Genomic DNA, 22,188 nt, shown 5'->3' on the forward strand with positions numbered 1-22,188 from the left:
CCCGGAGCGAAGCGGAGGGACACACCGTCCCGAGCGAGGGGCCGCCTTTTTCTCGGAGGAGCGAAGCGGGGGAGAGAAAAAGGCGGCCCCTCGCGAGCCGGCGCCGAAGGCGCCCAATAAGGCGCGTGCGATCCACATCCGATACGGGTGAACCGCGTGTGTCGGACCGGTTGGTGGTCGGCTTCGCTCGCTCGTTCTGCCATGCTGGCCGGGTGGAACGCATCCAGGAGTCCGCGACCGTGACGCTGCGGGACCAGTGGGCCCGGCTCGTCGGTGAGCACGCCGAGGCCCGTGCCGTCGTCGAGAGCCTGCTGGCGCGCTACGCCGAGCCGCACCGCCGCTATCACGACACCGACCATCTGCGCACCGTGCTGGACCTGATCGGCGAGCTGGCCTACGAGGCCGACGACGTCGACGCGGTCATGCTTGCCGCGTGGTTCCACGACGCGGTCTACGACCCGGCCCGGGCCGACAACGAGGAGCGCAGCGCGCGGCTGGCCGAACGCGCCCTGCGCGAGGCGGGCGTGGCCCCGGACCTGGTCGCCGAGACGGTGCGCCTGGTCCGGGTGACCGCCGAGCACGCGCCCGGCGCATCCGACCACAACGCGCATGTGTTGTGCGACGCGGACCTGGCCATTCTGGCCGCCGACCGCGAGCGCTACGAGGCGTACACGGCGGCGGTCCGCGAGGAGTACGCGTTCGTCCCGGACGAGGCGTTCCGGGCCGCCCGCGCCGCGGTGCTGCGCGACCTGATGTCGCTGCCCCGGCTCTTCCACACCCGGCTGGGCGCGGCCCGGTACGAGGAGGCGGCCCGCTACAACATGCGCGCCGAGCTGGAGCGGCTGGAGGGCACCATCCCGCGCCAGCAGTCCTGACCCACCGCCGGACCGGTCAGCGCGGTCGGTACCGCTTGCGCCGGCGCAGGCCCGCCGCGGTCAGCCGGATCACCAGTTCCCGACTGGAGACCGGCTCGGCCCCTTGGGCCAGCGCCTTGGCGTACAGGTCGGCAGGGACGTCGTAGTGATCCCGGTCGAACGCGCGTTCCGGCGCGCCGAGCGCGCGCGCGAACGCGTGCAGCTCGGTATGCGAGACGTCGCTGACCAGGTGCGACCACAGCCGCCCGCGTCCGGGCCAGGCCGGGGGATCGATGAGAAGAGCCACAGGCTCGATTCTCGTATACGCCGCGATCGCGCACACTTGTCGACCATGAGCAAGGATCCGACCGACACCGCCCTGCTGACCGCCCGCGCCCTGGTCCTGGCCGATCTGCGCACGCACGGCGTCGAGACCCCCGAGACCGTGACCGTGGTCGAGCACGCCCTGGTCGAGCGCAAGTGGTGGGTCGAGCAGTGGCCCGACGGCGCCGCGTACGTCCCCGGACTGATCGGGCAGGACGTCCAGGAGGCGCTCACCGAACAGGGCACGGTGTGGCCGCCGTGCCCGCGGCACGACGACCACCCGCTCTACCTCGAACCCGAGCTGGGCGAGGACCCGCACTGGGTCTGCGAACGAGACGCCGAGGTGATCGCCCCGCTCGGCGGCCTCACCCGGACTCAGCCGCCGAACGAGCGCGCGGTCAACGACGCGTAGATCGGCCGGTCGCCGCCCGTCGCATACGCGCCGACATACCGCTCGCTCTCGATGCGACCCACCGTGACACCGGCATGCGTGTGCTCCGGGTTCGGCGCCATCGGATGGGCGCCGGCGTCGTCCAGCGTGCGCTCGGCGCGCCGCTGCTCCTCGGCGTCGGCGGCCCGCAGCGCCTCGGCGAGCACGTCGTACGGATCACCGGCCGCCGCGCCGTCGCCGCCGGGCAGGTTCAGCACGGTCCGGCTCGGCGGCGGATCGCCCGGGTCGTGCAGACCGTAGCGAAGCGCCTCCGCGCCGTAGCAGGACCTGATCAGCGGCTCCCACATCGCCGACCAGTACGCGCCCGAGGGCGCCCGCTCGATTCCGGCGATCTCGCCGTCGAGCAGGACCACCGCGCCCACCTGGTCCTCGACGCACTCGAACTCGGCGACGAAACGTTCGAGCTCGACCGCGAAGTGCTTGAGGAACAGCACCAGATTCCCGGTCTCGGCGAGGCCGGAGGACGCGTTGAACCGCTGGACGGCCGGCCACAGCCGGCTGTACCCGTCCGTGTCCGAACTCGCCGAGGCGGCGGCGCGCAGCGCGAGCGGCAGCACCGCGAGCGGCTGTGCCGCCTCGGTGATCAGGCCGGACTGGGTCTGCTGGACGCACATCGCCGCGTCGAAGGCGAGCCGATCCGAGGGCTCGACCAGGGCGGCCCGCGGCATCGCGTGGTCCTGCGCGCTGTGCGGGACGATCACCGCGAGGTGACACGGGACCAGCGCGACATCGGGCGTGTGGTTGACGAAGGTGAGCGTGCCGTAGCCGCTCGTGCCGATCCACAGATCGGTCGGGAGCGCGACGGCGGGCGCGTCGCACGTGTCGCCGAGCAGCGGCAGCACCTGCATCCGGCCGACGCTCTGCACTCGACCGAGGGTGCAGCCGGCCAGCAGGTCGCCGATCGGCAGCGGGGCATGGGTGATGGTGTTCATCCGGTCACCTCCAGGTCGGCCAGGCGCAGCAGAGCGGGTACGGCGGCGGCCGGATCGATGGTCAACATCAGCCGGCACCAGGCGAGTTCGAGAGCCTCGGGACGATGGACGGGAGCGAGCGGCAGGTCCGGCGCGTAGCCGCGCAGGCCGGCCGCCTCGGCCGCGAGCACGGGCGAGAGCTGGACCACGGGCACCGCGATGCCGAGCGTGCGGGCCGCGTCGAGCACCTGCGCGAACCGCCCGGCGGGCGCGTTCTCGTAGCCGTCGCCGATCACCACGATCAGCTCGGCCCCGGTGCGCAGCGCGGCGACCAGGCCCTCGGCCGCCGCGGTGGCCCCGGCGGGTCGCACCAGCCGACCGTCCGGGACGCCGCCGATCCACACGTCGTGGCACTGCCCGGCGGCCGCCCGCAACGCGTCGCGCAGCGCGAGCACGGTCGCGATCGGCCGCAGCGGCTGATCGGTGCCGCCGCGCATCGAGGCGGAGCCGTCCAGCACCAGGGCGATCCGGCGGCCGGCCACGTCGAGTCCGGCCGCACCGGCGGTCGCCCGCCGATCCAGCGCTGCGGCGACGTCGTCGGTCATCCCGGTGGCGAACGCGTACAGGTACAGCCGGACCGCGTCGTAGCGGTCGAGGTCGACCGCGACCTCGACGCCCGCGCGCTGGGCCTGCCGCTGCCCGGCCAGCCGCTGTCCGACGGTCAGCCGATCGGCGGTCGACTCCAGCGCGCGTGCGGGCTTCTCGGCGGGGTGGAACCGGCCGCGCAGCCCTTCGAGCGTCTCGAACGGCAGCGCGGCGCCCGCGTCCAGGTCGGTCCGGGCGGCTCGATACGCGAGCGGCAGCGGCAGCGTGTACGGGCCGTCGGCGCCGAGCACGAACGCCACGCACTCGTGCGCGACGGCCGGATCGGCCGCCCAGCGGTCGATCTCCCTGGCCAGGACGCGGCGTTCCTTCGGATCGAGTTCCGCGCCGGCGAGCCGCTTGGCCAGGATCGAGCGCAGGATGCCGCTCAGCCGCAGGCCCCACGCGTGCCGCAGCGCAGCGGCGAGCTTGACCCGGTAGCGCACCGACCACAGCTCCAGCGAGCCGGAGCCGAGCACGGTGCGCAGGATCAGCCGGCGCACCCGAGCGTTGTTCACCCGACGCTCGGCCAGCAGGCCGAACAGCTTGAGCCGGCGCGGCACGGTCAGCGCGGCGACCGCGTCGTACACGGCGGTGCCGTCGTCCTCGTGGGCGGGCGTGTCGAGCAGGTGCAGTACGCCGAGCTGCCGACTGCGGTCGGTGGCTCCGGGGGAGCACACGAGGTTCGCGTACAGCCGTCGATCCAGCGCGGCCATCGCGCGGTGCGCGTCCTGTTCCAGCGCGAGCTGCTCGTCGCGGGTGTTGTAGAAGGAGGCCCGCCCGGTCGCGGCCACGGCGACGTCCAGAAAGCGGACGACGGTGGCGGCGGCCTCGGCGCGGGCCGGGTTCTCGGCGCTCAGGGCGCGCGTGATCTCGGTCATCGAAAGGCTCCCCCGTGGGCACCCGGGGCAGGTCGCGGGTCCGGTGTGGTCCAAGTTTCACCGGGGTCCGAAGACCCCTCCGTTCGGACCGCTTCCAACCCTTGGGAAACGGCTCTGTACGAACGCGCAGTTCCCCGGGTGCGATGGCATGCGACTCCGGGCAGGTCACGGGTCCCGGACAGGGATTCGAACCCCAAACACTTCGGAGGTGTTTGTGCGCCAAGACGGAAGGAACGCGTAGTTCCCGGAGTCGCGTTACGAGCCTACGAGCGAGCGGCCGCCGATGCCGGCGAATATCGGTCGAGCCGAATCAGATCCCGAAGAGTGACGTATCCAGGTTGATCCCGAAAGGCTCGGGGATGGTGATCGATTCGCCGACCGACACCCGGAGTTCCCCGTGGTACTTCCGGCCGTCGGGCGCGGAGAAGAGCGTCACGGAAGGGCCCTTCTTGTCCCAGCGATCCACGAGCAGGTAGAGCGGAACCTGGGCCCTCGCGTACGCCTCGAGCTTGGTCACCCGATCGTGGTTCGCATTGTCCTTGGAGGTGACCTCGGCGATGAGGAGGGCGTACCGCGCCGGGGTAGGCGCGGTGTCGTGCTCGGGATCCAACCCGATGTCGTCGACCGGCATCACGACGACGTCGGGAATGTAGAGCCGAAACATCGGCGCGATGCTCACCCCGAGGGTCTGGAAGATCTCACAGTTCTCCGGGGTGGCCGGAAGCAAGGCTCGCTGGATGCGCGACGCGATCAGATTGTGCGTATTTGCCGGCGGTGGCGACATGACGATGCTTCCCCCCGTGATCTCGGCGCGCCAGCCGTCGGGCACGTCCAGCTCCTGCCACGTGGACACCAGTCGGTGCCAGGTGTCGCTCGCCTCGATCACGGGTGCGGTCATGTCGTCCACCTCATCCACCTCGGTCCGCGTTGTGGCAGGAGCGACGCTATGTGCCGCCCGGAGACCATTTCAGGGTAAGTCGCCACCGCCACTCGAACGAGCGAACACGGCTCGAACACGCAAGAACGCGAAAGAGGCGGCCCCCCGAAGGGGACCGCCTCTTTCGTCGAACCATTGACCGTGCGTCAGGGCGACCGATCCTCAGCGGATCAGAAGTCCATGCCGCCCATGTCCGGAGCGCCGCCGGCCGGGGCCGGGTTCTTCTCCGGCTTGTCGGCGATGACAGCCTCGGTGGTCAGGAACAGCGCGGCGATCGACGCGGCGTTCTGCAGCGCGGAACGGGTGACCTTCGCCGGGTCGATGATGCCCTCGGCGATGAGGTCCACGTACTCGCCGGTCGCGGCGTTGAGACCGTGACCCGGGGTCAGGTTGCGCACCTTCTCCACAACCACGCCGCCCTCGAGGCCGGCGTTGACCGCGATCTGCTTGAGCGGGGCCTCGACGGCCAGGCGCACGATGTTCGCGCCGGTGGCCTCGTCGCCGTCCAGCTCGAGCTTGTCGAACGCGATGGTGGACGCCTGGAGCAGGGCCACGCCACCACCGGCGACGATGCCCTCCTCGACGGCGGCCTTCGCGTTGCGCACCGCGTCCTCGATGCGGTGCTTGCGCTCCTTGAGCTCGACCTCGGTCGCGGCACCGGCCTTGATCACGGCCACGCCGCCGGCCAGCTTCGCGAGGCGCTCCTGGAGCTTCTCGCGGTCGTAGTCCGAGTCGGAGTTCTCGATCTCGGCGCGGATCTGGTTGACCCGACCCGCGACCTGGTCCGAGTCACCGGCGCCGTCGACGATGGTGGTCTCGTCCTTGGTGACGACGACCTTGCGGGCGCGGCCGAGGAGTTCGAGACCCGCGGTGTCGAGCTTGAGGCCGACCTCCTCGGAGATGACCTGGCCACCGGTGAGGATGGCGATGTCGCCGAGCATGGCCTTGCGACGGTCGCCGAAGCCCGGAGCCTTGACGGCGACGGACTTGAAGGTGCCGCGGATCTTGTTGACGACGAGCGTGGCCAGGGCCTCGCCCTCGACGTCCTCGGAGATGATCATGAGCGGCTTGCCCGACTGCATGACCTTCTCCAGCAGCGGGAGGAGGTCCTTCACCGAGGTGATCTTCGAGTTGACGATGAGCACGTAGGCGTCTTCGAGGACGGCCTCCATGCGCTCCATGTCGGTCGCGAAGTACGGCGAGATGTAGCCCTTGTCGAAGCGCATGCCCTCGGTGAGCTCGAGCTCGAGACCGAAGGTGTTGCTCTCCTCGACGGTGATGACGCCTTCCTTGCCGACCTTGTCCATGGCCTCGGCGATCATCTCGCCGATCAGGGGGTCAGCGGCGGAGATCGAGGCGGTGGAGGCGATCTGCTCCTTCGTCTCGACGTCCTTGGCGAGCGCGAGCAGCTGCTCGGAGACGGCCTCGACGGCCTTCTCGATGCCACGCTTGAGGGCCATCGGGTTCGCGCCGGCGGCCACGTTGCGCAGGCCCTCGCGTACGAGCGCCTGGGCGAGGACGGTCGCGGTCGTCGTACCGTCACCGGCGACGTCGTCCGTCTTCTTCGCGACCTCCTTGACCAGCTCGGCACCGATCTTCTCGTACGGGTCCTCGAGCTCGATCTCCTTGGCGATGCTCACACCATCGTTGGTGATGGTGGGCGCACCCCACTTCTTCTCGAGCACGACGTTGCGGCCCTTGGGGCCCAGCGTGACCTTGACGGCGTCGGCGAGCTGGTTCATCCCGCGCTCGAGGCCGCGGCGCGCTTCCTCGTTGAACGCGATGATCTTGGCCATGTGGTGAAGTCCTCCCAGAACGGGGGTGAGTGCCGGACCGCACTGGTGCCCGCGACGGACGACCCGACCACCGCGAGGATCCCTCCCTCACGGGTGCCGAGCCTCACCGGCTCGGTCCGTTTCTGTCACTCTCACATCCAGAGTGCTAACGCCAATGATTAGCACTCGACCATGCCGAGTGCAAGCGCAACGGCGGGTCCCGACCCGTCCGTGCGCACACCTGCGCGTGTCGCACGCGGCGAGGGGCGTCGACGGTGCCGGGCACGCCGTCGGCGGGCGAGTCGCCACCGGACGCACAACGACCGGGGCCCGGCCCCCGCGTGGCGGGAAGGCCGGGCCCCGGTCACCGATCGAACCCGATCCGACGATCCGACGAGGGATCGGCGGGCACGGGCAATCGGACAAGATGTGTGCTGCGGTGTGTCGTGCAGTCCGTGGTGTGGACCGTTTCAAGCAGAGGAGCGGATTGCCCCCTGGTTCAGGCGGTGACGCGGACCATGTCGGCCTGCGGCCCCTTCTGCCCCTGCGAGATCTCGAACTCGACTCGCTGCCCCTCCTCGAGCGTCCGGTACCCGTCCATCTGGATCGCGCTGTAGTGGACGAAAACGTCCGCACCACCGTCGACCGCGATGAAGCCGTACCCCTTCTCCGCGTTGAACCACTTGACGGCGCCCTGAGCCATTCCTAACTCCCCTGTTACTGGCCCTTTCACGGATACTGCACGCCGCAGCTCCGGGTTCGTATCCAGAAGGACCCGGCCTTCCGCTACGACCGCGGCTGAATGTATCCGGACGGATGCCCGGAGCAACAGGTCAATCGGACGAGAATTCCCGAGTGAATAAAGCTCGCATTCTTCGCGAGTCGTCAGGAAAGCTGTATTTCAATTCACCAGGAAAGCGACTTTCCACACATAACGGATGTGATTCCGACCACGGGTTTACCGACGTGGCGCCGCCAAAGCCGGGAAATGGACCCGGTTAAACACGTGTAAGGCACGACTGCCGGGGTGACGAAGAAATCCGCCGCCCGGGGTGCCGGACAGCGGATTTCTCGGTTCCGTTTCGGGCCGTACCGATGAAGATCGGGATCCTCGGCCTATCGCGTCAGCAACCGCCGGCGACCGCCGGGATGATCGAAACGGTGCCCTTGTCGGGGATGGCCGTGGCGAGACCGTCCGCGAAGCGCACATCCTCGTCGTCCACGTACAGATTCACAAAGCGACGCAGCTTGCCCTCGTCGTCGAGGATGCGCGCGCGAATTCCGGTGTGATCCTTTTCCAAGGCATCCAGGACCTCGGCGAGGGTCGCCCCCTCGGCGGACACCTCGGCCGCCCCGCCCGTGTAGGTGCGCAGGATCGTCGGGATGCGAACGGAGACGCTCATGCCAGGCCGGCCTTTCGGAAGGAATCCAGAGTGGGTCGAATGGTCGCGGTGGCGCCGGTGGTCGGCGTGACCGCGTCCAACGTCTTGAGGCCGTCACCCGTGTTGAGCACGACCGTCTCGGCGTCCGGGTCCAGCGCGCCGGACGCGAGCAGCTTGCGCAGGCAGCCGACGGTCACGCCGCCGGCGGTCTCCCCGAAGATGCCCTCGGTGCGGGCCAGCAGCTTCATCGCCTCGACCACCTCGGCGTCGGTCACGTCCTCCACCGCGCCGCCCGTGCGCTTGCACACGTCCAGCACGTAGGGGCCGTCGGCCGGGTTGCCGATCGCCAGCGACTTGGCGATCGTGTCCGGCCGCACCGGGCGGATCACGTCGTGGCCGGCCTTCCACGCGGCGGCCACCGGCGAGCACCCGGTGGCCTGCGCGCCGAAGATCCGGTACGGCGCGTCCTCGACCAGGCCGAGCGCGATCAGCTCGCGGAAACCCTTGTCGATCTTGGTCAGCTGCGAACCGGACGCGATCGGGATGACGATCTGCTCGGGCAGCCGCCAGCCGAGCTGCTCGGCGATCTCGTAGGCGAGCGTCTTGGAACCCTCGCCGTAGTACGGCCGCAGGTTCACGTTGACGAAGCCCCAGTCCTCGCCGGCCGGGTCACCGATCAGCTCCGAGCAGAACCGGTTGACCTCGTCGTAGGTGCCCTCGATGGCGACCAGCTCGCCGCCGTAGACGGCCGCCGTGACGACCTTGCCGGCCTCCAGGTCGGCCGGGATGAACACGCAGCTGCGCAGGCCCGCCCGAGCGGCGGCGGCACCCACCGCGCCGGCCAGGTTGCCGGTGGAGGAGCAGGAGAGGGTGGTGAAGCCGAAGGTGCGGGCCGCCTCGACGGCGATCGCGACCACACGGTCCTTGAAAGAGTGCGTCGGGTTGCCCGAGTCGTCCTTGACGTGCAGCTTGGCGATGCCCAGCTCGCGGCCCAGGTTCTCGGCACGGACGAGCTTGGTGAAACCGGGGTTCAGGTTGGGCCGGGACGCGACGTCCGCGGCGACCGGCAGGAGCGGCGCGTAGCGCCAGATGTTCTGCGGGCCGGCCTCGATCTGCTCCCGCGTGACGGTGCCGAAGTCGTAGGCGACCTCCAGCGGGCCGAAACAGGACTCGCAGGCGTACTTCGGGCCGAGTTCGGTGCGTTCGCCGCACTCGCGACACGACAGCGCGACGGCCGGCCCGAAGGCGGTGGCGGTGGAGGTGGAGCCGGCGGAGCGGGTGGCGGTGGGTGTCGCCATGGCGAGGGCCTTTCTGTCCTCATCTTTACCCGTGGGGTTCCACGGGCCGGACTTGGCACCTGTCCGATCCGCCGGTGCTCGCTCGCGCCGAAAGCGCGTCACGAGGAATGACGATCGGATGGTTGCCGGGGCTTCAACGGGCCGTTCCCTCTGCCCCTCTGGATGAGCTGCTATGGCGGTGGACACACCCTTCGCCGGGTGGCCGGTCCGCGTTTGTCCGGCGCGACGTGCGATCGTCGTATCCGGTGACGACGACTGTAACCGAACCGGTGCCGCGTCGATCATCCGGTCCACCTCGCGAGACGATGAAGGGTGGCCGCGACCGAGGCCGGAACACCGGCGACGACAGGGGATTTCGAACGTGCAGCCCGAGGTGAGCGCCTGGCTTCGACGACGGTCCTCCGTCGCCGCCGACTGGCCCGTCGACACGCTTCTTGACGCCAAACGCGACACCCGGGTCAGCGTCGTCCTGCCCGCGTTGAACGAGGCCGCGACCGTCGGGGACATCGTCAAGGTGATCCGGACCGAGCTGATCGAGCGCGCGCCGCTGGTGGACGAGCTCGTGGTCGTCGACTCCGGATCCACCGACGACACCGGCAGGGTCGCCGCCGACGCGGGCGCCCGGGTCGTGCACCGCGACGACATCCTGCCCACGCTGGCGACCGTGCGCGGCAAGGGCGAGGTGCTGTGGCGCTCGCTCCTGGTCACCGACGGCGACATCGTGGCGTTCGTGGACGCCGACCTGAAGGACTTCTCGGCGGACTTCGTCACCGGGATCCTGGGCCCGCTGCTGACCGACTCCTCGGTGCAACTGGTCAAGGCCATGTACGACCGGCCGCTGGAGATCGGCGACACGATCGTGCCCGCGGGCGGTGGCCGGGTCACCGAGCTGGTCGCCCGCCCGCTGCTCAACCTGCACTGGCCCGAACTGGCCGGCTTCGTCCAGCCGCTGGGCGGCGAGTACGCGGCCCGGCGCTCGCTCCTGGAACAGTTGCCCTTCCCGTGCGGCTACGGCATCGAGACCGCGATGCTCGTGGACACCCTGCGCCTGGTCGGCCTGGACGCGATGGCCCAGGTGGACGTGGGCGTGCGCCGACACAGCCACCAGGACGAGGCCGGGCTCGGCCGGATGGCGGCGGAGATACTCCAGGCCGTCGAGCGCCGACTGCGCCGCGGCCCCACGGGCGCGCACCCGGTCGAGCTCAGCACCGCGCTGACCCAGTTCGAGCGGGACGAGGAGGGCTTTCGGCTGCGCACGCACGACGTCGCGGCCCGGGAACGGCCGCCGATGGCGACGGTGCCCGAGTACCGTGCGCGGACCCGCCTGGTCGGGCGCTGAGCGACCGTTTCGCGCCACCCGCCGGACGGCGTCGGCTCGGTGTGGGCCGCCCGCTCAGCCGCCCAGGACCGCCGCGACCCGGCGCGCGGATTCCTCCTCGTTCGCCCGCACCCGGGTCAGTGCCGCCGCCTCGCGCTCGATCGCCTGCCGCTGATAGGCGACGTCGACCGCGTACCAGGTACCCGCCACGTCGTGCTCCGCCTTGCAGGCCACCGTCGCGCTCGCCGCGGCGATCTCGCGTGCGCTCGGCGCGGGCGTGGCCCACTGCGGATCGCCGCCGGCCGCCAACGGGTCGGGGTAGTCGAACCCCTTCGCGCGCATGCAGGTCGACCACTGCGCCAGCACCCGACGCACCCGGGGATCGGCCCGCGACCGCTCGAACGACTCCACGTCCAGCCGACTCGGCAGTGCCGCGCGCTCCAGCGTCGGATCCACGCCCAGCGCGAACCGCGCCTCGCCCAGACAGCCCGGCCCCGGCCGATCGACACCCTCGGTCGGCGCCGGCGGCACACCGTCCGCCCCGGCCGTGCCGTACAGCGCCACCGCCAGCTCCCGGCTCGGCGCCGGCGCGCTCGGCTTGTCCGTACCGCCGACGCCGGCGCCCGGTGGCCGAAAGCCCCATGTGGCCACCTCGACCGGGTCACCCACGCCGTACCGGCGCTCGGTGCGCGACTTCAGCACCGGCCCGCCGTCCCCAGCCGGCGGCACCTGGTACGTCAGGCCCAGCCGGGCCAGGCAATCGCGGATCAGCACCGCCTCGGCAACGGAACGTCGGGCGCGCTGCTCCCGGGTCGGCAGGTAGGCCGCGATCGGCAGGTCCAGCCCGGTCACGTCGCCGGTCACCGGGATCGCCGCCGGCGGCGGGGCGCCCGACGCGCCGTCGGCCGCGGGCGGGCGGCCGCCGCGGTCGCCCGCTCCGGTGCACCCGGCCAGGGCAGCCAGGGCGAGACCCAGCAGGGCGATCGTGGCCGGCCCGCGGCGCGGACGCACTACTGCGCGGTCCAACTGCCCGACGCGTTGTTGTTCTTCAGCGCCGGGTCGAGATCGGCCGTCGACTTCGGGCCGATCTCCTGGACCGGACCCTGGTAGTTGCTGCCGTAGTAGATCCGCAGGATGTGCGTCGGATCGTTGTTCCACACCGACGCGGCGTTGTTCTTCACCGGCGCCCCCGTGCCGCTGCTGCCGTCCGGGGACCGCATGAAGGTGTAACCGGCGTAGTTGGCCACGTTGTACCGGTGATCGAAACGTGCGCCCTTGGTGTTCGAGTTGTAGTACAGACACGCGTCCCCGTCGTTGCACGCGCCGTCCCCTTCGGCGACCGCCGGCGCCGCACCGGCCGCGAGCACCAGCGCGACGGCCACGACACCCGCTCGGACGCCCCGATTGCTCCGCATACCCGATTCCCCCTTGCCCCGTTGGCCGCATGCCCGATTTTTCCGAGCCCGGCCCGATTCGTCGATCGAGTGGGCGGGTCGAGTCCCCCGGTCGCATCCGAGCGAGATCGGCCCGACGAGTCAAGAGAAAGCACACCCTCGCTACTGCCGGTAATGACAAGCGCACGTGATGCTCGCCACACCGTTCGCGTCGGGGGCGCGATCGAGCCGGGTTTGCGCACCGCGATGCGTGGCTAGGGTCGGGGCATGAGTGCTCCCCCTCCCGCCGGTGTCCTGGTTGCGTCCAATCGCGGTCCCGTGTCCTTCTCCCTGCAGGACGACGGCACGCTTTCGGTGAGCCGCGGCGGCGGCGGACTCGTGTCCGGGTTGTCCACCGCCGGGCAGGGGACCGGCGCCGTATGGGTGTGCTCGGCGCTGGGTGAGGCCGATCGCACCGCGACCCGGGCCGCGCCCTCGGGCCGGCTGGATCTCGCCGGTCACGACACCGGCGGTCTGGCGGTGCGGATGCTCGACATCGACCCCGGCACCTTCGCCCGGGCGTACAACGCCATAGCGAATTCGACCCTGTGGTTCGTCCACCACCTGCTCTACGACACCCCGTCCAAGCCGGTCTTCGACGCGCGCTTTCGCAGGGAGTGGGCCTCGTACGAGGCGTACAACCAGGCGTTCGCGGAGGCGCTGGCCGAGGAGGCCGCCGAGGGCGCCAAGGTGGTCGTGCAGGACTACCACCTGACCCTGGTGCCGGTGCTGCTGCGCCGACTGCGGCCGGATCTGCGGATCGGTCACTTCTCGCACACCCCGTGGGCGCCGCCGGACTACTTCCGGCTGCTGCCCGACGACATCGCGCGGTTCGTCCTGGAGGGCGTGCTCGGCGCCGACCACGCGGGCTTTTTGACCCGGCGCTGGGCACTCGCGTTCCTGGACTGCTGCGCGGACGTGCTCGGCGCGACGGTGGACAAGCACGCGATGACCGTCGCGCACGGGGGCCGGGTGACCGAGATCGGCGTGCACGGCCTGGGCGCGGATGCCGAGTTCCTGCGCGAGCGGGCGTCGCGCGCCGACGTGGACACCCGGCTCGCCGGGCTGCGCGAGGCGGTGGGCGATCGCAAGGTGATCGTTCGGGTGGACCGCACCGAACTGTCCAAGAACATCGTTCGCGGCCTGCTGGCCTACCGCGAGCTGCTGCGCACCCGACCGGAATGGCACGGCCGGGTGGTGCACGTCGCGTTCGCCTATCCCTCGCGGCACGACCTGCCGGAGTACCGCGAGTACACCGCGGCGGTGCAGCGGGTGGCCAAGGAGATCGACGACGAGTTCGGCACCGGCGACTGGCAGCCGCTGATCCTGCACGTCAACGACGACTTCCCGCGCTCGCTCGCGGCGTACCGGCTGGCCGACGTCGCGCTGGTGAACCCGATCCGGGACGGGATGAACCTGGTCGCCAAGGAGGTGCCGGTGGTCTCGCTCCTGGACGAGGCGCACGGGGGTTGTGCGCTGGTGCTCTCGCGCGAGGCGGGCGCGTTCGAGGAGCTGGGCGAGGACTCGATCGTGGTCAACCCGTTCGACGTGTCGCAGACCACCGAGGCGCTGCACACGGCGCTCACGATGGAACCCGCCGACCGGCTGCGGCGCACCAGGCGGCTGGCCGCCGCGGCGGTCGCGCTGAACCCGCAGCAGTGGTTCCTGGAGCAGTTGGACGCGCTCGGCAAGTAGCCGCGAGGGGCTGCGGCCCGTGCCCCGCGATGCCCGCCCGTGCCCGCCGGTCGGGCCGGCGGGCACGGGACGGGTGCACTCATGCCGCGGTGGGCGGCGCGGCGCGGCGGCGGCGGGTGGTCAGCACGGCCGCCGTGCCGGCGCCGACCAGGGCCACGCCGACGACACCCGCGCCGACCAGGCCGGCCGGGCCGGTCAGTGGCAGGCTGCCGCCGCCGGAGTTGCCCGCGCCGCCGCCGGCGCCGCTCGTGCCCGCGGCCGTGCCGCCGGTCGAGCCGCCGCCGGTGGTCGCCGCGCCGGTCGTACCCGAGGTGCCGCCCGTCGTGGTGGATCCGGTCGTGGCCGAGCCGCTCTTGAAGGAGACCTTCACGAACGCGTCCTGGCTGCGATCGGGCGAGCCGTGCGCGGCCATGGTCAGCACGTAGCACTCACTCTTGAGGCAGTCGACCTCCTTGCCCGCGCCGTTCTTGTACGTGGCCTTGACGTCGGTGAGGGTGGCCGAGAACGTGCCGTCCGGGCCGATCCCGTCCGGGCCGTATGCCTTGAGCCACTTCGAGGCGCCGTAGTTGCCCGCGTTGGTGGTCCAGTCCGCCTCCTTGGGCCCGAACACCACGTAGATCCCGTTGCCGCTGCCGGCCGCGTAACCGGAGCCCTTGACCGTGATCGACGCGCCCGCCGGGTCCAGGCCGGTGCTCGGCGTGACGGTCAGCCGGGCGCCGCCGGCCGCCGCCCGCGGTGCGGCCTGTGGCGCGGGCTGCCCGAACTGCGCCGGTGCGGCCGGTGCGGCGGCGCGCAGCGATCGGGGAGCGGCGCCGGGTGCCGGTGCGGCGAAGGTCACCGCGACCTTGGCGGTCGGCCCGCCCTCGACGCCGACCCGGACCTCGAACGCGGACGCGTCCGGGGCGAATCCGGTGCCCACCCGCAGCGGCGTCGCGACGACGCCCTGCCCGTCGGCGGCGAGCGTGCGGCCGCCCGCCCGGTCGGCGGTGTCCCCGCCGTACAGCGCGACGCTGACCCGGGCGCCGGGGGCGAAGCCGCGACCGACGACGGTGATCTCGTCGCCGGCCGGGGCCAGTGCGGTGCTGCGGGACGCGGTCGCGGTGGGCGCGGCCGGGCTCTCGGCGTGGGTGTCGGCGGGTGCGGCCGAGGCGCCGCCGGCGGCGGCGCTCAGCAGGCCGGCGGCGGCCAGGCCGAGCGCGGCGCGACGGACGCGGTGGGAGGTGTACATGGCGGCTCCTGGTGGGTCGGGGCGGCGACGCGACGGCGGGTGGTCAGCCGGTCGGGTCGGCGGTGACTTCGGTGGGGGAGGCGGCGGCGTCGGGCGCGGCGTCGGTGTCCTTCGCGGTGGCGGCGGCGTCGGCACGCCGGCGGCGTCGGCGGAGCACCGCCGTGCCGTAGGCGATCAACGCGCCGAGCAGCAGCGTGATCGCGCCCAGCAGCAGCCACGGCGGCGCCCACACGCTGATCGACTTCGTGGCCACGGTCGCCGGTTTGCCGGTGACCTCGACGTCCGCGGTGAGACGACCGGCCGGGAAGACGCCGTCGAAGCGCTGCACCACCTCGTGTGTGGCTCCCGGCAGCAGCTCGGGCAGGGTGGCGCGCGCGGGGCCGCCCAGTCGCAGGCCGCCGAGCCCGGAGATGGTGGTCTCGACGCCCGCCGTGGTGCGCACGTTGCCGGTGTTGCGTACCCGGTAGCGCACGACCGCCTGGGCACCGCCGAACATCGCGATCGGGTTGTCGTAGGACAGCCGCAGATCCTCGATCGCCAGACGCGGCACGGCGGGGCCGTCCACGCGCAGGTAGATCCGGGCGCCGACGCGCCGGTCGACGTCGAATCGTTGTTGTCCGGGGCCGCTCGCCTCGGCCTTGATCGAGGCGACGATGGCGCCGGTGTGGTCCCCGGGGCTCGCGTCCGCCGGAACGGTCAGCCGGAACGGGATGTCCGCGCGCTTGCCCGGCGCGACCGTGTACGACTCGGCGTCGAAGCCGATCCACGCGCCGACGTCCTTCGGCCGTTCGGCGGCGGTCAGCAGGGTCATCCCGCCGTCGGCGGCGAGCACGGCGTCAGTGGCGTAGACGCGCAGGGTCAGCGGCTTGTCGCCGAAGTTGGACACGCCGACCACGTCGACCAGGGTCTGTCCCGGCGCGGCGGTCAGCACGAAGTGGTCGCGCCCGCCCGCCGGTTGCACACCCCAGGTGAACTCGTCGGCGGCCCGGGCGGGCGCCGCGAGAGCGACGAGGGGCAAGACGGCGGCGACCAGGAGGTACAACAGTCGAGCGGCGGGAGGCATGGGGGGACTCCTTTGTTGGGCGGCTTCGCCGCCGGCTCGCGAGGCACCGCTTTTCTGCTCCCCCGCTTCGCTCCTCCGCAGAAAAGCGGTGCCTCGCTCGGGGCCGGGTGCCCCTCCGCTTCGCTCCGGGTCACCCGGCCTGTGATTGCGGCTCCGCCGCTCTCCGCGCTGCGCGCGTCGATCACTGTGGTGGGCGGGGGTCGGGGGCGCTGACGCGCCTGGGGGTTGGCGGTTTGTTTGCGGTGGGCTTTGTGGGGCTGCGGGCTGCGTGCGCGTTGGTTGCGGGGTGGCGCAGGCCCGCGCGGGGCTCGGCGTTGCCGCCCGGGGTGACCTGTGACGCGGTGCCGCCGGTGGGCAGCGTGCCGGTGACGGACTTCGCGGTGGGTGTCCGGGCGAGGTTGTCGCCGACGATTTTGCCGCCGGCCTGCCCGGTCGGCGTCCGGCCCGCTGGTCCGGTACTTCCCCGACGCGTCGGCGTCGGGGAAGTACCCGGTTGGATCGGTGGTGAGTGGCGTCAGATGAGGGTGAGGGTCAGCGTGCCGGTGTAGGTGCCGGGGATGGTGCTGCCGGGGACGCCGAGTTTGAGGTTGCCTCCGCACTCGAACGAACCGGCGCTTACGCCTGCCGCGGACGAGCACAGCGTGCGGGGTCGGCCCAGGCCCGCGCCGGGCTCGGCGTTGCCGCCCGGGGTGACCTGTGACGCGGTGCCGCCGGTGGGCAGCGTGCCGGTGACGGACTTCGCGGTGGGTGTCCAGCCGAGGTTGTCGCCGACGATCTTGCCGCCGCCGGCGGCGGTCAGGTCGCTCGCCTGCCCGGTCAGCGTCCAGCCCGCGTTGGTGCCGCGCGCGTCGGAGACGGTGAGCGGGTTGAGCGCGCCGCCGGTGAAGGCGTCCCGGCCACCCAGGGTGACGCCCGGGAGGGCGACGTCGGTGCCGCCGACGCCCAGGGTCAGCGGGCCGCCCTGCACGTCGGTGGTGATCACCTGGTAACCGGTGCCGGGGCCCGGGGGGACCGTCGTGGCCTTGAACGCGACCGGCAGGAAGGTGTCCTGGCTGCGGTCGGGCGAGCCGTGCGCGGCGAAGGTGACCACGTGGCACGTGGTGACGGAGCAGTCGAACTCGACGCCGTCCTTGTTCTTGTACTTGGCCTTCATGCCGTCCAGCGTCAGCGTGAAGCCGCCGTCGGCGCCGAGCTTGGCCTGGCCCGGCGACGCGGCCGGGTTGGTGCGCACCCACTTGGTCGCCTGGTACGGCGCCGGGTTGGTGTTCCAGTCGGCGTTCTTGGGGCCGAACGCGACGTAGATGCCGTTGCCGCCGTCGCGGACCGGGTCGAAGCCGGTGCCGGTGACGGTGAAGGTCTGCCCGGCCGGGTCGGCCCCGGTGGCCGGGGTCACCGTGAGCTTGGGCGTCGGGGTGGGCGTGTTGTTCTTGAACGCGACCGGCGTGAAGGTGTCCTGGCTGCGGTCGGTCATGCTTGCGCCGTGCGCGGCGAAGGTGACGACCCGGCACTCCTGCTTGAGGCAGTCCACCTCCTTGCCGTTCCCGTCGGTGTACTTCGCCTTGACGTCGAGCGTCGTGGTGAAGGCGCCGTCGGCGCTCATCTTGCTGCCCGCGACCCACGCCTGGGCGCTGTAGGCACCCGCGTTGGTGTAGTAGTCGTCGATCTTGGGCCCGAACAGGACGTAGACCCCGTTACCGGAGTTGCGGACCTTGTCGAAACCCGTGCCGGCGACGGTGATCGTGGCGCCGTCCGGATTGATGTCGACGCCGGGCGACACACTCACGGACGGGGTCTGGGCGGCCTGCGCGGGCGAGGCCAGGCTCACGCCGGCCAGCGCCAGCGCGGCGGTCGTGCCTATCGCTCCGAAGCGGATCAAGCGGTTCGCGGGCTGGGGCCGCGCTCCGTTCGTCATCCTTGGCTCCTCCATGTGGCAGTGTGCACAAGGCGGCGCCCGGACCTATTAGCGGTAGGTCCGGGCGCCGTCCGATGCAGAGGAGGTAAGGCTAACCTAATTAATGGGATCGTAAAGAGCGCATGCGGCGCACCGGCAGCGGAGTGCGTCACATCCGAACGGGTCCGAATACGGGTGGTGTTCCCGTGCCTACGCGGTGATCTGACGTCGATTCAGCCGCCACAGCAGATACAGGGACGCGGCGATCGCAGCGATCCGGATCATCGCGGGCAACAGTTCGCCCAGGCGATCCCACGCCTCGTCCCGGGTCAGATCCGTGCCCATGTGTCCGGTGGCGCGCAGCCACATGCCGATCGCGAACGCCAGTGCGGTCGTGCCGGGAACGTAGAACGCGGCGAACCGCCGCTCCTTGAGCGACCACGCGCCCGCCGTGAAGACCACCAGGTAGCCGAGCAGCACCACCACGGTCGAGGCCACGATCGCACCGATCGCCATCATCGCGATCGCGAACACCTCGCGCACCTGTGTACGCAGCGCGCCCGGACCGAACATGCCCAGGGCCGGCGTGGGTTCGGTCAGCGCCTCCTCGTCGTCCCAGGTCGCCGACGTGTCCGAGACCACGCCGATCGGATACGCCGGCGCGTGCAGCGAGCCGTCGCCGTACATGTCGGGGTCCGGTCGCTCCGGTGTCCCGCCCTCCGGCGGCGTCCGCCACCACAGCGGCTCCTCCTCGGGATCCGCGAGCGGGACCGGCTTGGTCGCGGCGCCGCCGGCCGCGGTCTCGGCGAGCGTGGGCGGGCCGGCCGCCGGAGCCGCCTCGGGGGAGACCCGGGGCGGCGGCGCGGCCGGCTGCGGGCGGGAGGGATCCAGCACAGCCGGAATCGGCGTCGCGTCCGCGCGAAAGCCCATCTGCCGCGCCACCGTGGCGTAGCGCGAACCGCGCATCGACATCGCGCCGGCGCCGTCGTCGGCCCCGGCGGTGCGCAGGTCGCCGAGCCGGTACAGCTCGTGGCCGACCACCGCCTCGGGGCTGCCGAGCCGATCGAGGACGACCTGCACGGTCCCGGGAGTGTGCGCGTTCAGCCGCTCGCGCTCGCTGTTGATCTGGCTGCGCAACCGCTCCACCAGCCGGGCCCGGTCGGCGGGACGCAGTCTGCGCTGGGCGGCGTCGCCGACCTCGCCCAGGTACTGCAGAACCAGGTGATCGCTCTCGAAGTTCACGCCCCCACCCCACCCCCGCCGAAGGATCGTCGCATCGGCACGACTTTTGCATCGGTAAAGCGACAACTCAGCGTAGGGGGACGGGCGGAGCGGAGCGAGGGGTTGACCGAAATGGTGATCGCGGGGGCGACCCGAACCGGTGCCGACGGCCGATATTCGGTCCCCGAGGGGCATCGGGATCAGTCCCCGAGGGGCATCGGGATCACGGGAGCGGTGATCGTCGGCGGGCGGACCGTCTAACGTTGATGGGATGACCACAGCTGCGTCGCCCACCCGTGCCGAGGCGGATCGGCCCGCCGAGTCCGGCCCCCGGACGCTCGCCGAGGATCTGCGCGGGCGCACCGACGCGGCCCTCGGCGCGTTGCTGCGGGCCCGGCCGGATCTGACCACGCCGGTCCCGGTGGACCTGACCCAGCTCGCCACCCGGGCCACCACGCGAGCCTCGATCGCCCGCGCCCTGGAGCGGCTGGACCGGTTTACCCTTCAGGTGGTGGACGCCGCAGTGGTGCTGCCCGACGGATTCGCCGCGGCACGTCTGCACGCACTGGTCGGGGCGCCCCCCGAGGCGCTCGCCCGGGCGGTGGCCGACCTGCGCGAGCAGGCCCTGCTGTGGGGCCCCGACGGCGCGCTGCGGGTGGTGCGTACGGTGCGCGACCTGGTCGGCGCGAGCCCGGCCGGACTCGGCCCGACGCTGGTCGGCGCGCTGGCCGCGACCGCGCCGTCCCGGCTCCAGGACGTGCTCGCCGATCTCGGCCTGGGCTCCACCCACGACGCGGTCTCCGCGATCGCGGCGATCACCGACCTGTTCACCGACCCGGCCCGGTTGGACGCACTGCTCGCGCAGGCCCCCCGGGCGGCGCGCGAGGTGCTGGACAAGCTGGTCTGGGGTCCGCCCACGGGCAGCGTGCGCGGCGCGGACCGGCCGGTGCGCGCCGACGCGGCGCGGACCCCGGTGGAATGGCTGCTGGCCAGGGCGCTGCTGGTGCCGGCCGGGCCGGACGCGGTGGTGTTGCCGCGCGAGGTCGCGCTGCACCTGCGCGGCGGCCGAGTGCACCGGACGCCGGCGTCCGCACCGCCCGAGCTGCCCACGCGCGAACTCGATCCACAGGCTGTGGACAGCCTGGCGGCCGGCTCCGCGTTCACCGCCGTCCGCCGGGTCGAGGACCTGCTGGAGGCGTGGAGCGCCGGCGGCCCGGCCGTGCTGCGGGCCGGCGGCCTGGGCATGCGCGAGTTCAAGCGCGCCGCGGTGCAGTTGGACGCGCCCGAGGCCGAGGTCGCGCTGTGGCTGGAACTGGCCTACGCGATGGGCCTGGTCGCGGGCGACGGCGAACCGGACGAGCAGTGGTTGCCCACCCCCGCCTACGACACCTGGCGGCGCACCCCGGTGGGCACCCGCTGGGCCGCGCTCGCCGGCACCTGGCTGGAGACCACCCGGGTGCCCGCCCTGGTCGGCTCGCGCGACGACAAGGACCGGCCGATCGGCGCCCTGGGCATGCAGGTGGACCGTACCGCCGCGCCCGAGGTGCGCCGCCGGATCCTGGCCACGCTCGCCGCGCTGCCGCCGGGCTCGGCCACCGATGCCGACTCGCTGCTCGCGCACCTGACCTGGCATCAGCCGATCCGGGCCGCGCGGCTGCCCGAGCAGTTGTTCCGGGCGATGCTCGTCGAGGCCGAACTGCTCGGCATCACCGGGCGGGGCGCGCTCGCCGGATACGCCCGTACGCTGGCCGAGGGCCGGGTCTACGAGGCGGGCGACGCGCTGACCCCGCTGCTCCCGGAGCCGCTGGACCACGTCTTCCTCCAGGCCGACCTCACCGCCGTGGCCCCGGGCCCGCTGGTCCTGGATCTCGCGCACGAACTGCACCTGGCCGCCGACGTGGAGTCCACCGGCGGCGCCACCGTGTACCGCTTCACCGAGGGATCGGTGCGCCGCGCGCTGGACGCCGGGCGCACCGCGGCCGATCTGCACCACCTGCTCGCCACCCACTCGCGCACGCCGGTGCCGCAACCGCTCGGCTACCTCGTGGACGACGTCGCCCGCCGGCACGGCCGGATCCGGGTCGGCACCGCGGCGGCCTTCCTGCGCTGCGACGACGACGCGCTGCTGGGCGAACTGCTGGCTGACCGCCGCGCCGCCGGACTGCGGCTGCGCCGACTGGCCCCGACCGTGCTGGCCGCCGAGTCCGCGCCTGACTCGGTGCTGGAGAAGCTGCGCGCGATGGGCTTCGCGCCGGTCGCCGAGTCCGCCACCGGCGATCTGGTGCTGACCCGCCCGGACACCAGACGCACCCCGCCGCGCTCGGCACCGCCTCGGGTCGCCGGCGAGCCGCCGGCACCGAGCGAGGCGCTGCTCGGCGCGGCCGTCACCGCGATCCGCGCGGGCGACGCGGCCGCCACCGGCCGGGCCGACGACGGCGCGGAGCGCGACGGCGAGCCGGCCGAACTACCACGCACCTCGGCCGCCGAGACACTGCTCGCGCTCCAGGCGGCACACGCCGACCGGCGCGCGGTATGGATCGGACACGTCACCCGCGAGGGCCGGGCCACCCAACACATCGTGATCCCACTACGCCTGGAGGGCGGCTACGTCACCGCCCACGAACAGGGCACCGGCGAGATCCACACCTACCCTCTGCACCGCATCACCGGCGTAGCCGACGCAAATTAGTCCCACCTCAAGCCCCCCGGTCAGCCCCACCCCAGGCGCGTCAGCGCCCCCGACAGTGGCCGCCCCAGCGATCGACGCGCGAAGCGCGGAGAGCGGCGGAGCCGCAAAGTTTGGACGGTGTGACCCGGAGCGAAGCGGAGGGGCACGCCGTCACGAGCGAGGGGCCGCTTTTTCTTGGAGGAGCGAAGCGGGGGA

Annotated in this window: 19 protein-coding genes and 1 riboswitch; of the genes, 5 read left to right on the top strand and 14 right to left on the bottom strand. The window is 72.2% G+C overall.

Going from position 1 to position 22,188, the window contains the following annotated elements; all coding sequences use genetic code 11:
- Positions 1-212 precede the first annotated feature (212 nt).
- Positions 213-875 carry an HD domain-containing protein gene (locus A3IC_RS0151280; RefSeq protein WP_158696477.1) on the top strand — a complete coding sequence of 221 codons (663 nt, stop codon included), beginning with the start codon at positions 213-215 and terminating at the stop codon, positions 873-875.
- A gap of 16 nt (positions 876-891) precedes the next feature.
- Here A3IC_RS0151280 and A3IC_RS0151285 read toward each other — a convergent pair whose 3' ends face one another.
- A complete protein-coding gene (locus tag A3IC_RS0151285) occupies positions 892-1,161 on the bottom strand; it encodes a DUF4031 domain-containing protein (RefSeq protein WP_020557820.1) in 270 nt (89 codons plus the stop codon).
- A gap of 45 nt (positions 1,162-1,206) precedes the next feature.
- On the opposite strand from A3IC_RS0151285, the gene A3IC_RS61480 reads away from it, so the two are divergent.
- Positions 1,207-1,590: a hypothetical protein gene (locus A3IC_RS61480; RefSeq protein ID WP_020557821.1), complete on the top strand. Its 384-nt coding sequence runs from the start codon at positions 1,207-1,209 to the stop codon at positions 1,588-1,590.
- Here A3IC_RS61480 and A3IC_RS0151295 read toward each other — a convergent pair.
- The 7 genes from A3IC_RS0151295 to thrC all read right to left on the bottom strand — a co-directional run bounded on the left by A3IC_RS0151295 (position 1,554) and on the right by thrC (position 9,455).
- The gene (locus tag A3IC_RS0151295; protein WP_020557822.1) at positions 1,554-2,561 is read right to left on the bottom strand and encodes an ARPP-1 family domain-containing protein; all 1,008 of its coding nucleotides are present in this window, start codon (positions 2,559-2,561) and stop codon (positions 1,554-1,556) included. The genes A3IC_RS61480 and A3IC_RS0151295 overlap by 37 nt on opposite strands.
- Positions 2,558-4,063, bottom strand: coding sequence for a hypothetical protein (locus A3IC_RS61485; protein ID WP_020557823.1), 1,506 nt, complete (start codon positions 4,061-4,063; stop codon positions 2,558-2,560). Before A3IC_RS61485 ends, A3IC_RS0151295 begins: the two co-directional genes overlap by 4 nt.
- A 310-nt stretch (positions 4,064-4,373) precedes the next feature.
- On the bottom strand, positions 4,374-4,961 hold the full coding sequence (locus tag A3IC_RS0151305) for a Uma2 family endonuclease (RefSeq protein WP_026219720.1): 588 nt from the start codon (positions 4,959-4,961) through the stop codon (positions 4,374-4,376).
- A 209-nt stretch (positions 4,962-5,170) separates the two neighbouring features.
- Complete coding sequence (groL, locus tag A3IC_RS0151310; protein WP_020557825.1) at positions 5,171-6,796, bottom strand: chaperonin GroEL; 1,626 nt, start codon at positions 6,794-6,796, stop codon at positions 5,171-5,173.
- 478 nt (positions 6,797-7,274) lie between these two features.
- Complete coding sequence (locus A3IC_RS0151315; protein ID WP_020557826.1) at positions 7,275-7,478, bottom strand: cold-shock protein; 204 nt, start codon at positions 7,476-7,478, stop codon at positions 7,275-7,277.
- Between the two features lie 421 nt (positions 7,479-7,899).
- The gene (locus A3IC_RS0151320) at positions 7,900-8,178 is read right to left on the bottom strand and encodes a ubiquitin-like small modifier protein 1 (RefSeq protein WP_020557827.1); all 279 of its coding nucleotides are present in this window, start codon (positions 8,176-8,178) and stop codon (positions 7,900-7,902) included.
- A complete protein-coding gene (gene thrC / locus A3IC_RS0151325) occupies positions 8,175-9,455 on the bottom strand; it encodes a threonine synthase (RefSeq protein ID WP_020557828.1) in 1,281 nt (426 codons plus the stop codon). Before thrC ends, A3IC_RS0151320 begins: the two co-directional genes overlap by 4 nt.
- A gap of 16 nt (positions 9,456-9,471) precedes the next feature.
- Positions 9,472-9,624, bottom strand: a riboswitch (SAM riboswitch).
- Positions 9,625-9,816: 192 nt separating this feature from the next.
- On the opposite strand from thrC, the gene A3IC_RS0151330 reads away from it, so the two are divergent.
- On the top strand, positions 9,817-10,794 hold the full coding sequence (locus A3IC_RS0151330) for a glucosyl-3-phosphoglycerate synthase (protein ID WP_020557829.1): 978 nt from the start codon (positions 9,817-9,819) through the stop codon (positions 10,792-10,794).
- Positions 10,795-10,848: 54 nt separating this feature from the next.
- On the opposite strand, the gene A3IC_RS61490 is transcribed toward A3IC_RS0151330, so the two are convergent.
- Both A3IC_RS61490 and A3IC_RS0151340 read right to left on the bottom strand, forming a co-directional pair.
- Positions 10,849-11,799, bottom strand: a complete 951-nt coding sequence (locus A3IC_RS61490) for a hypothetical protein (RefSeq protein ID WP_158696479.1) — start codon at positions 11,797-11,799, stop codon at positions 10,849-10,851.
- Positions 11,784-12,188 (bottom strand): peptidase inhibitor family I36 protein, encoded by a 405-nt coding sequence (locus A3IC_RS0151340; RefSeq protein WP_020557831.1) that lies wholly within the window; start codon positions 12,186-12,188, stop codon positions 11,784-11,786. Before A3IC_RS0151340 ends, A3IC_RS61490 begins: the two co-directional genes overlap by 16 nt.
- A 246-nt stretch (positions 12,189-12,434) precedes the next feature.
- Between A3IC_RS0151340 and A3IC_RS0151345 the strand changes: the two genes are divergently transcribed.
- The gene (locus A3IC_RS0151345; protein ID WP_026219722.1) at positions 12,435-13,901 is read left to right on the top strand and encodes an alpha,alpha-trehalose-phosphate synthase (UDP-forming); all 1,467 of its coding nucleotides are present in this window, start codon (positions 12,435-12,437) and stop codon (positions 13,899-13,901) included.
- A gap of 79 nt (positions 13,902-13,980) precedes the next feature.
- Here the strand turns inward: A3IC_RS0151345 and A3IC_RS63800 are convergent, their stop codons facing one another.
- The 4 genes from A3IC_RS63800 to A3IC_RS0151365 form a co-directional block, all read right to left on the bottom strand.
- On the bottom strand, positions 13,981-15,129 hold the full coding sequence (locus A3IC_RS63800; RefSeq protein ID WP_020557833.1) for a hypothetical protein: 1,149 nt from the start codon (positions 15,127-15,129) through the stop codon (positions 13,981-13,983).
- Between the two features lie 43 nt (positions 15,130-15,172).
- On the bottom strand, positions 15,173-16,192 hold the full coding sequence (locus tag A3IC_RS61500; protein WP_052174176.1) for a WxL protein peptidoglycan domain-containing protein: 1,020 nt from the start codon (positions 16,190-16,192) through the stop codon (positions 15,173-15,175).
- A gap of 514 nt (positions 16,193-16,706) precedes the next feature.
- Entirely contained in the window at positions 16,707-18,104 is a 1,398-nt protein-coding gene (locus A3IC_RS63805) for a WxL domain-containing protein (protein WP_052174177.1), read from the bottom strand.
- A gap of 189 nt (positions 18,105-18,293) precedes the next feature.
- A complete protein-coding gene (locus A3IC_RS0151365; protein ID WP_020557836.1) occupies positions 18,294-19,325 on the bottom strand; it encodes a hypothetical protein in 1,032 nt (343 codons plus the stop codon).
- 250 nt (positions 19,326-19,575) lie between these two features.
- Between A3IC_RS0151365 and A3IC_RS0151375 the strand changes: the two genes are divergently transcribed.
- Positions 19,576-21,993, top strand: coding sequence for a helicase-associated domain-containing protein (locus A3IC_RS0151375; protein WP_020557838.1), 2,418 nt, complete (start codon positions 19,576-19,578; stop codon positions 21,991-21,993).
- Positions 21,994-22,188: the final 195 nt, after the last annotated feature.

This window comes from Embleya scabrispora DSM 41855, from assembly GCF_000372745.1.
Classification (GTDB): Bacteria; Actinomycetota; Actinomycetes; order Streptomycetales; family Streptomycetaceae; genus Embleya; species Embleya scabrispora.

Excerpts from the sequence above, each read along its gene's own strand:
- A3IC_RS0151320 (WP_020557827.1), bottom strand. The coding sequence starts at position 8,178 with ATGAGCGTCTCCGTTCGCATCCCGACGATCCTGCGCACCTACACGGGC.
- A3IC_RS61480 (WP_020557821.1), top strand. The coding sequence starts at position 1,207 with ATGAGCAAGGATCCGACCGACACCGCCCTGCTGACCGCCCGCGCCCTG.
- A3IC_RS63805 (WP_052174177.1), bottom strand. The coding sequence starts at position 18,104 with ATGACGAACGGAGCGCGGCCCCAGCCCGCGAACCGCTTGATCCGCTTC.
- A3IC_RS63800 (WP_020557833.1), bottom strand. The coding sequence starts at position 15,129 with ATGTACACCTCCCACCGCGTCCGTCGCGCCGCGCTCGGCCTGGCCGCC.
- A3IC_RS61485 (WP_020557823.1), bottom strand. The coding sequence starts at position 4,063 with ATGACCGAGATCACGCGCGCCCTGAGCGCCGAGAACCCGGCCCGCGCC.
- A3IC_RS61500 (WP_052174176.1), bottom strand. The coding sequence starts at position 16,192 with ATGCCTCCCGCCGCTCGACTGTTGTACCTCCTGGTCGCCGCCGTCTTG.
- A3IC_RS0151295 (WP_020557822.1), bottom strand. The coding sequence starts at position 2,561 with ATGAACACCATCACCCATGCCCCGCTGCCGATCGGCGACCTGCTGGCC.
- A3IC_RS0151315 (WP_020557826.1), bottom strand. The coding sequence starts at position 7,478 with ATGGCTCAGGGCGCCGTCAAGTGGTTCAACGCGGAGAAGGGGTACGGC.
- groL (WP_020557825.1), bottom strand. The coding sequence starts at position 6,796 with ATGGCCAAGATCATCGCGTTCAACGAGGAAGCGCGCCGCGGCCTCGAG.
- A3IC_RS0151345 (WP_026219722.1), top strand. The coding sequence starts at position 12,435 with ATGAGTGCTCCCCCTCCCGCCGGTGTCCTGGTTGCGTCCAATCGCGGT.
- thrC (WP_020557828.1), bottom strand. The coding sequence starts at position 9,455 with ATGGCGACACCCACCGCCACCCGCTCCGCCGGCTCCACCTCCACCGCC.
- A3IC_RS0151305 (WP_026219720.1), bottom strand. The coding sequence starts at position 4,961 with ATGACCGCACCCGTGATCGAGGCGAGCGACACCTGGCACCGACTGGTG.
- A3IC_RS0151340 (WP_020557831.1), bottom strand. The coding sequence starts at position 12,188 with ATGCGGAGCAATCGGGGCGTCCGAGCGGGTGTCGTGGCCGTCGCGCTG.
- A3IC_RS0151375 (WP_020557838.1), top strand. The coding sequence starts at position 19,576 with ATGACCACAGCTGCGTCGCCCACCCGTGCCGAGGCGGATCGGCCCGCC.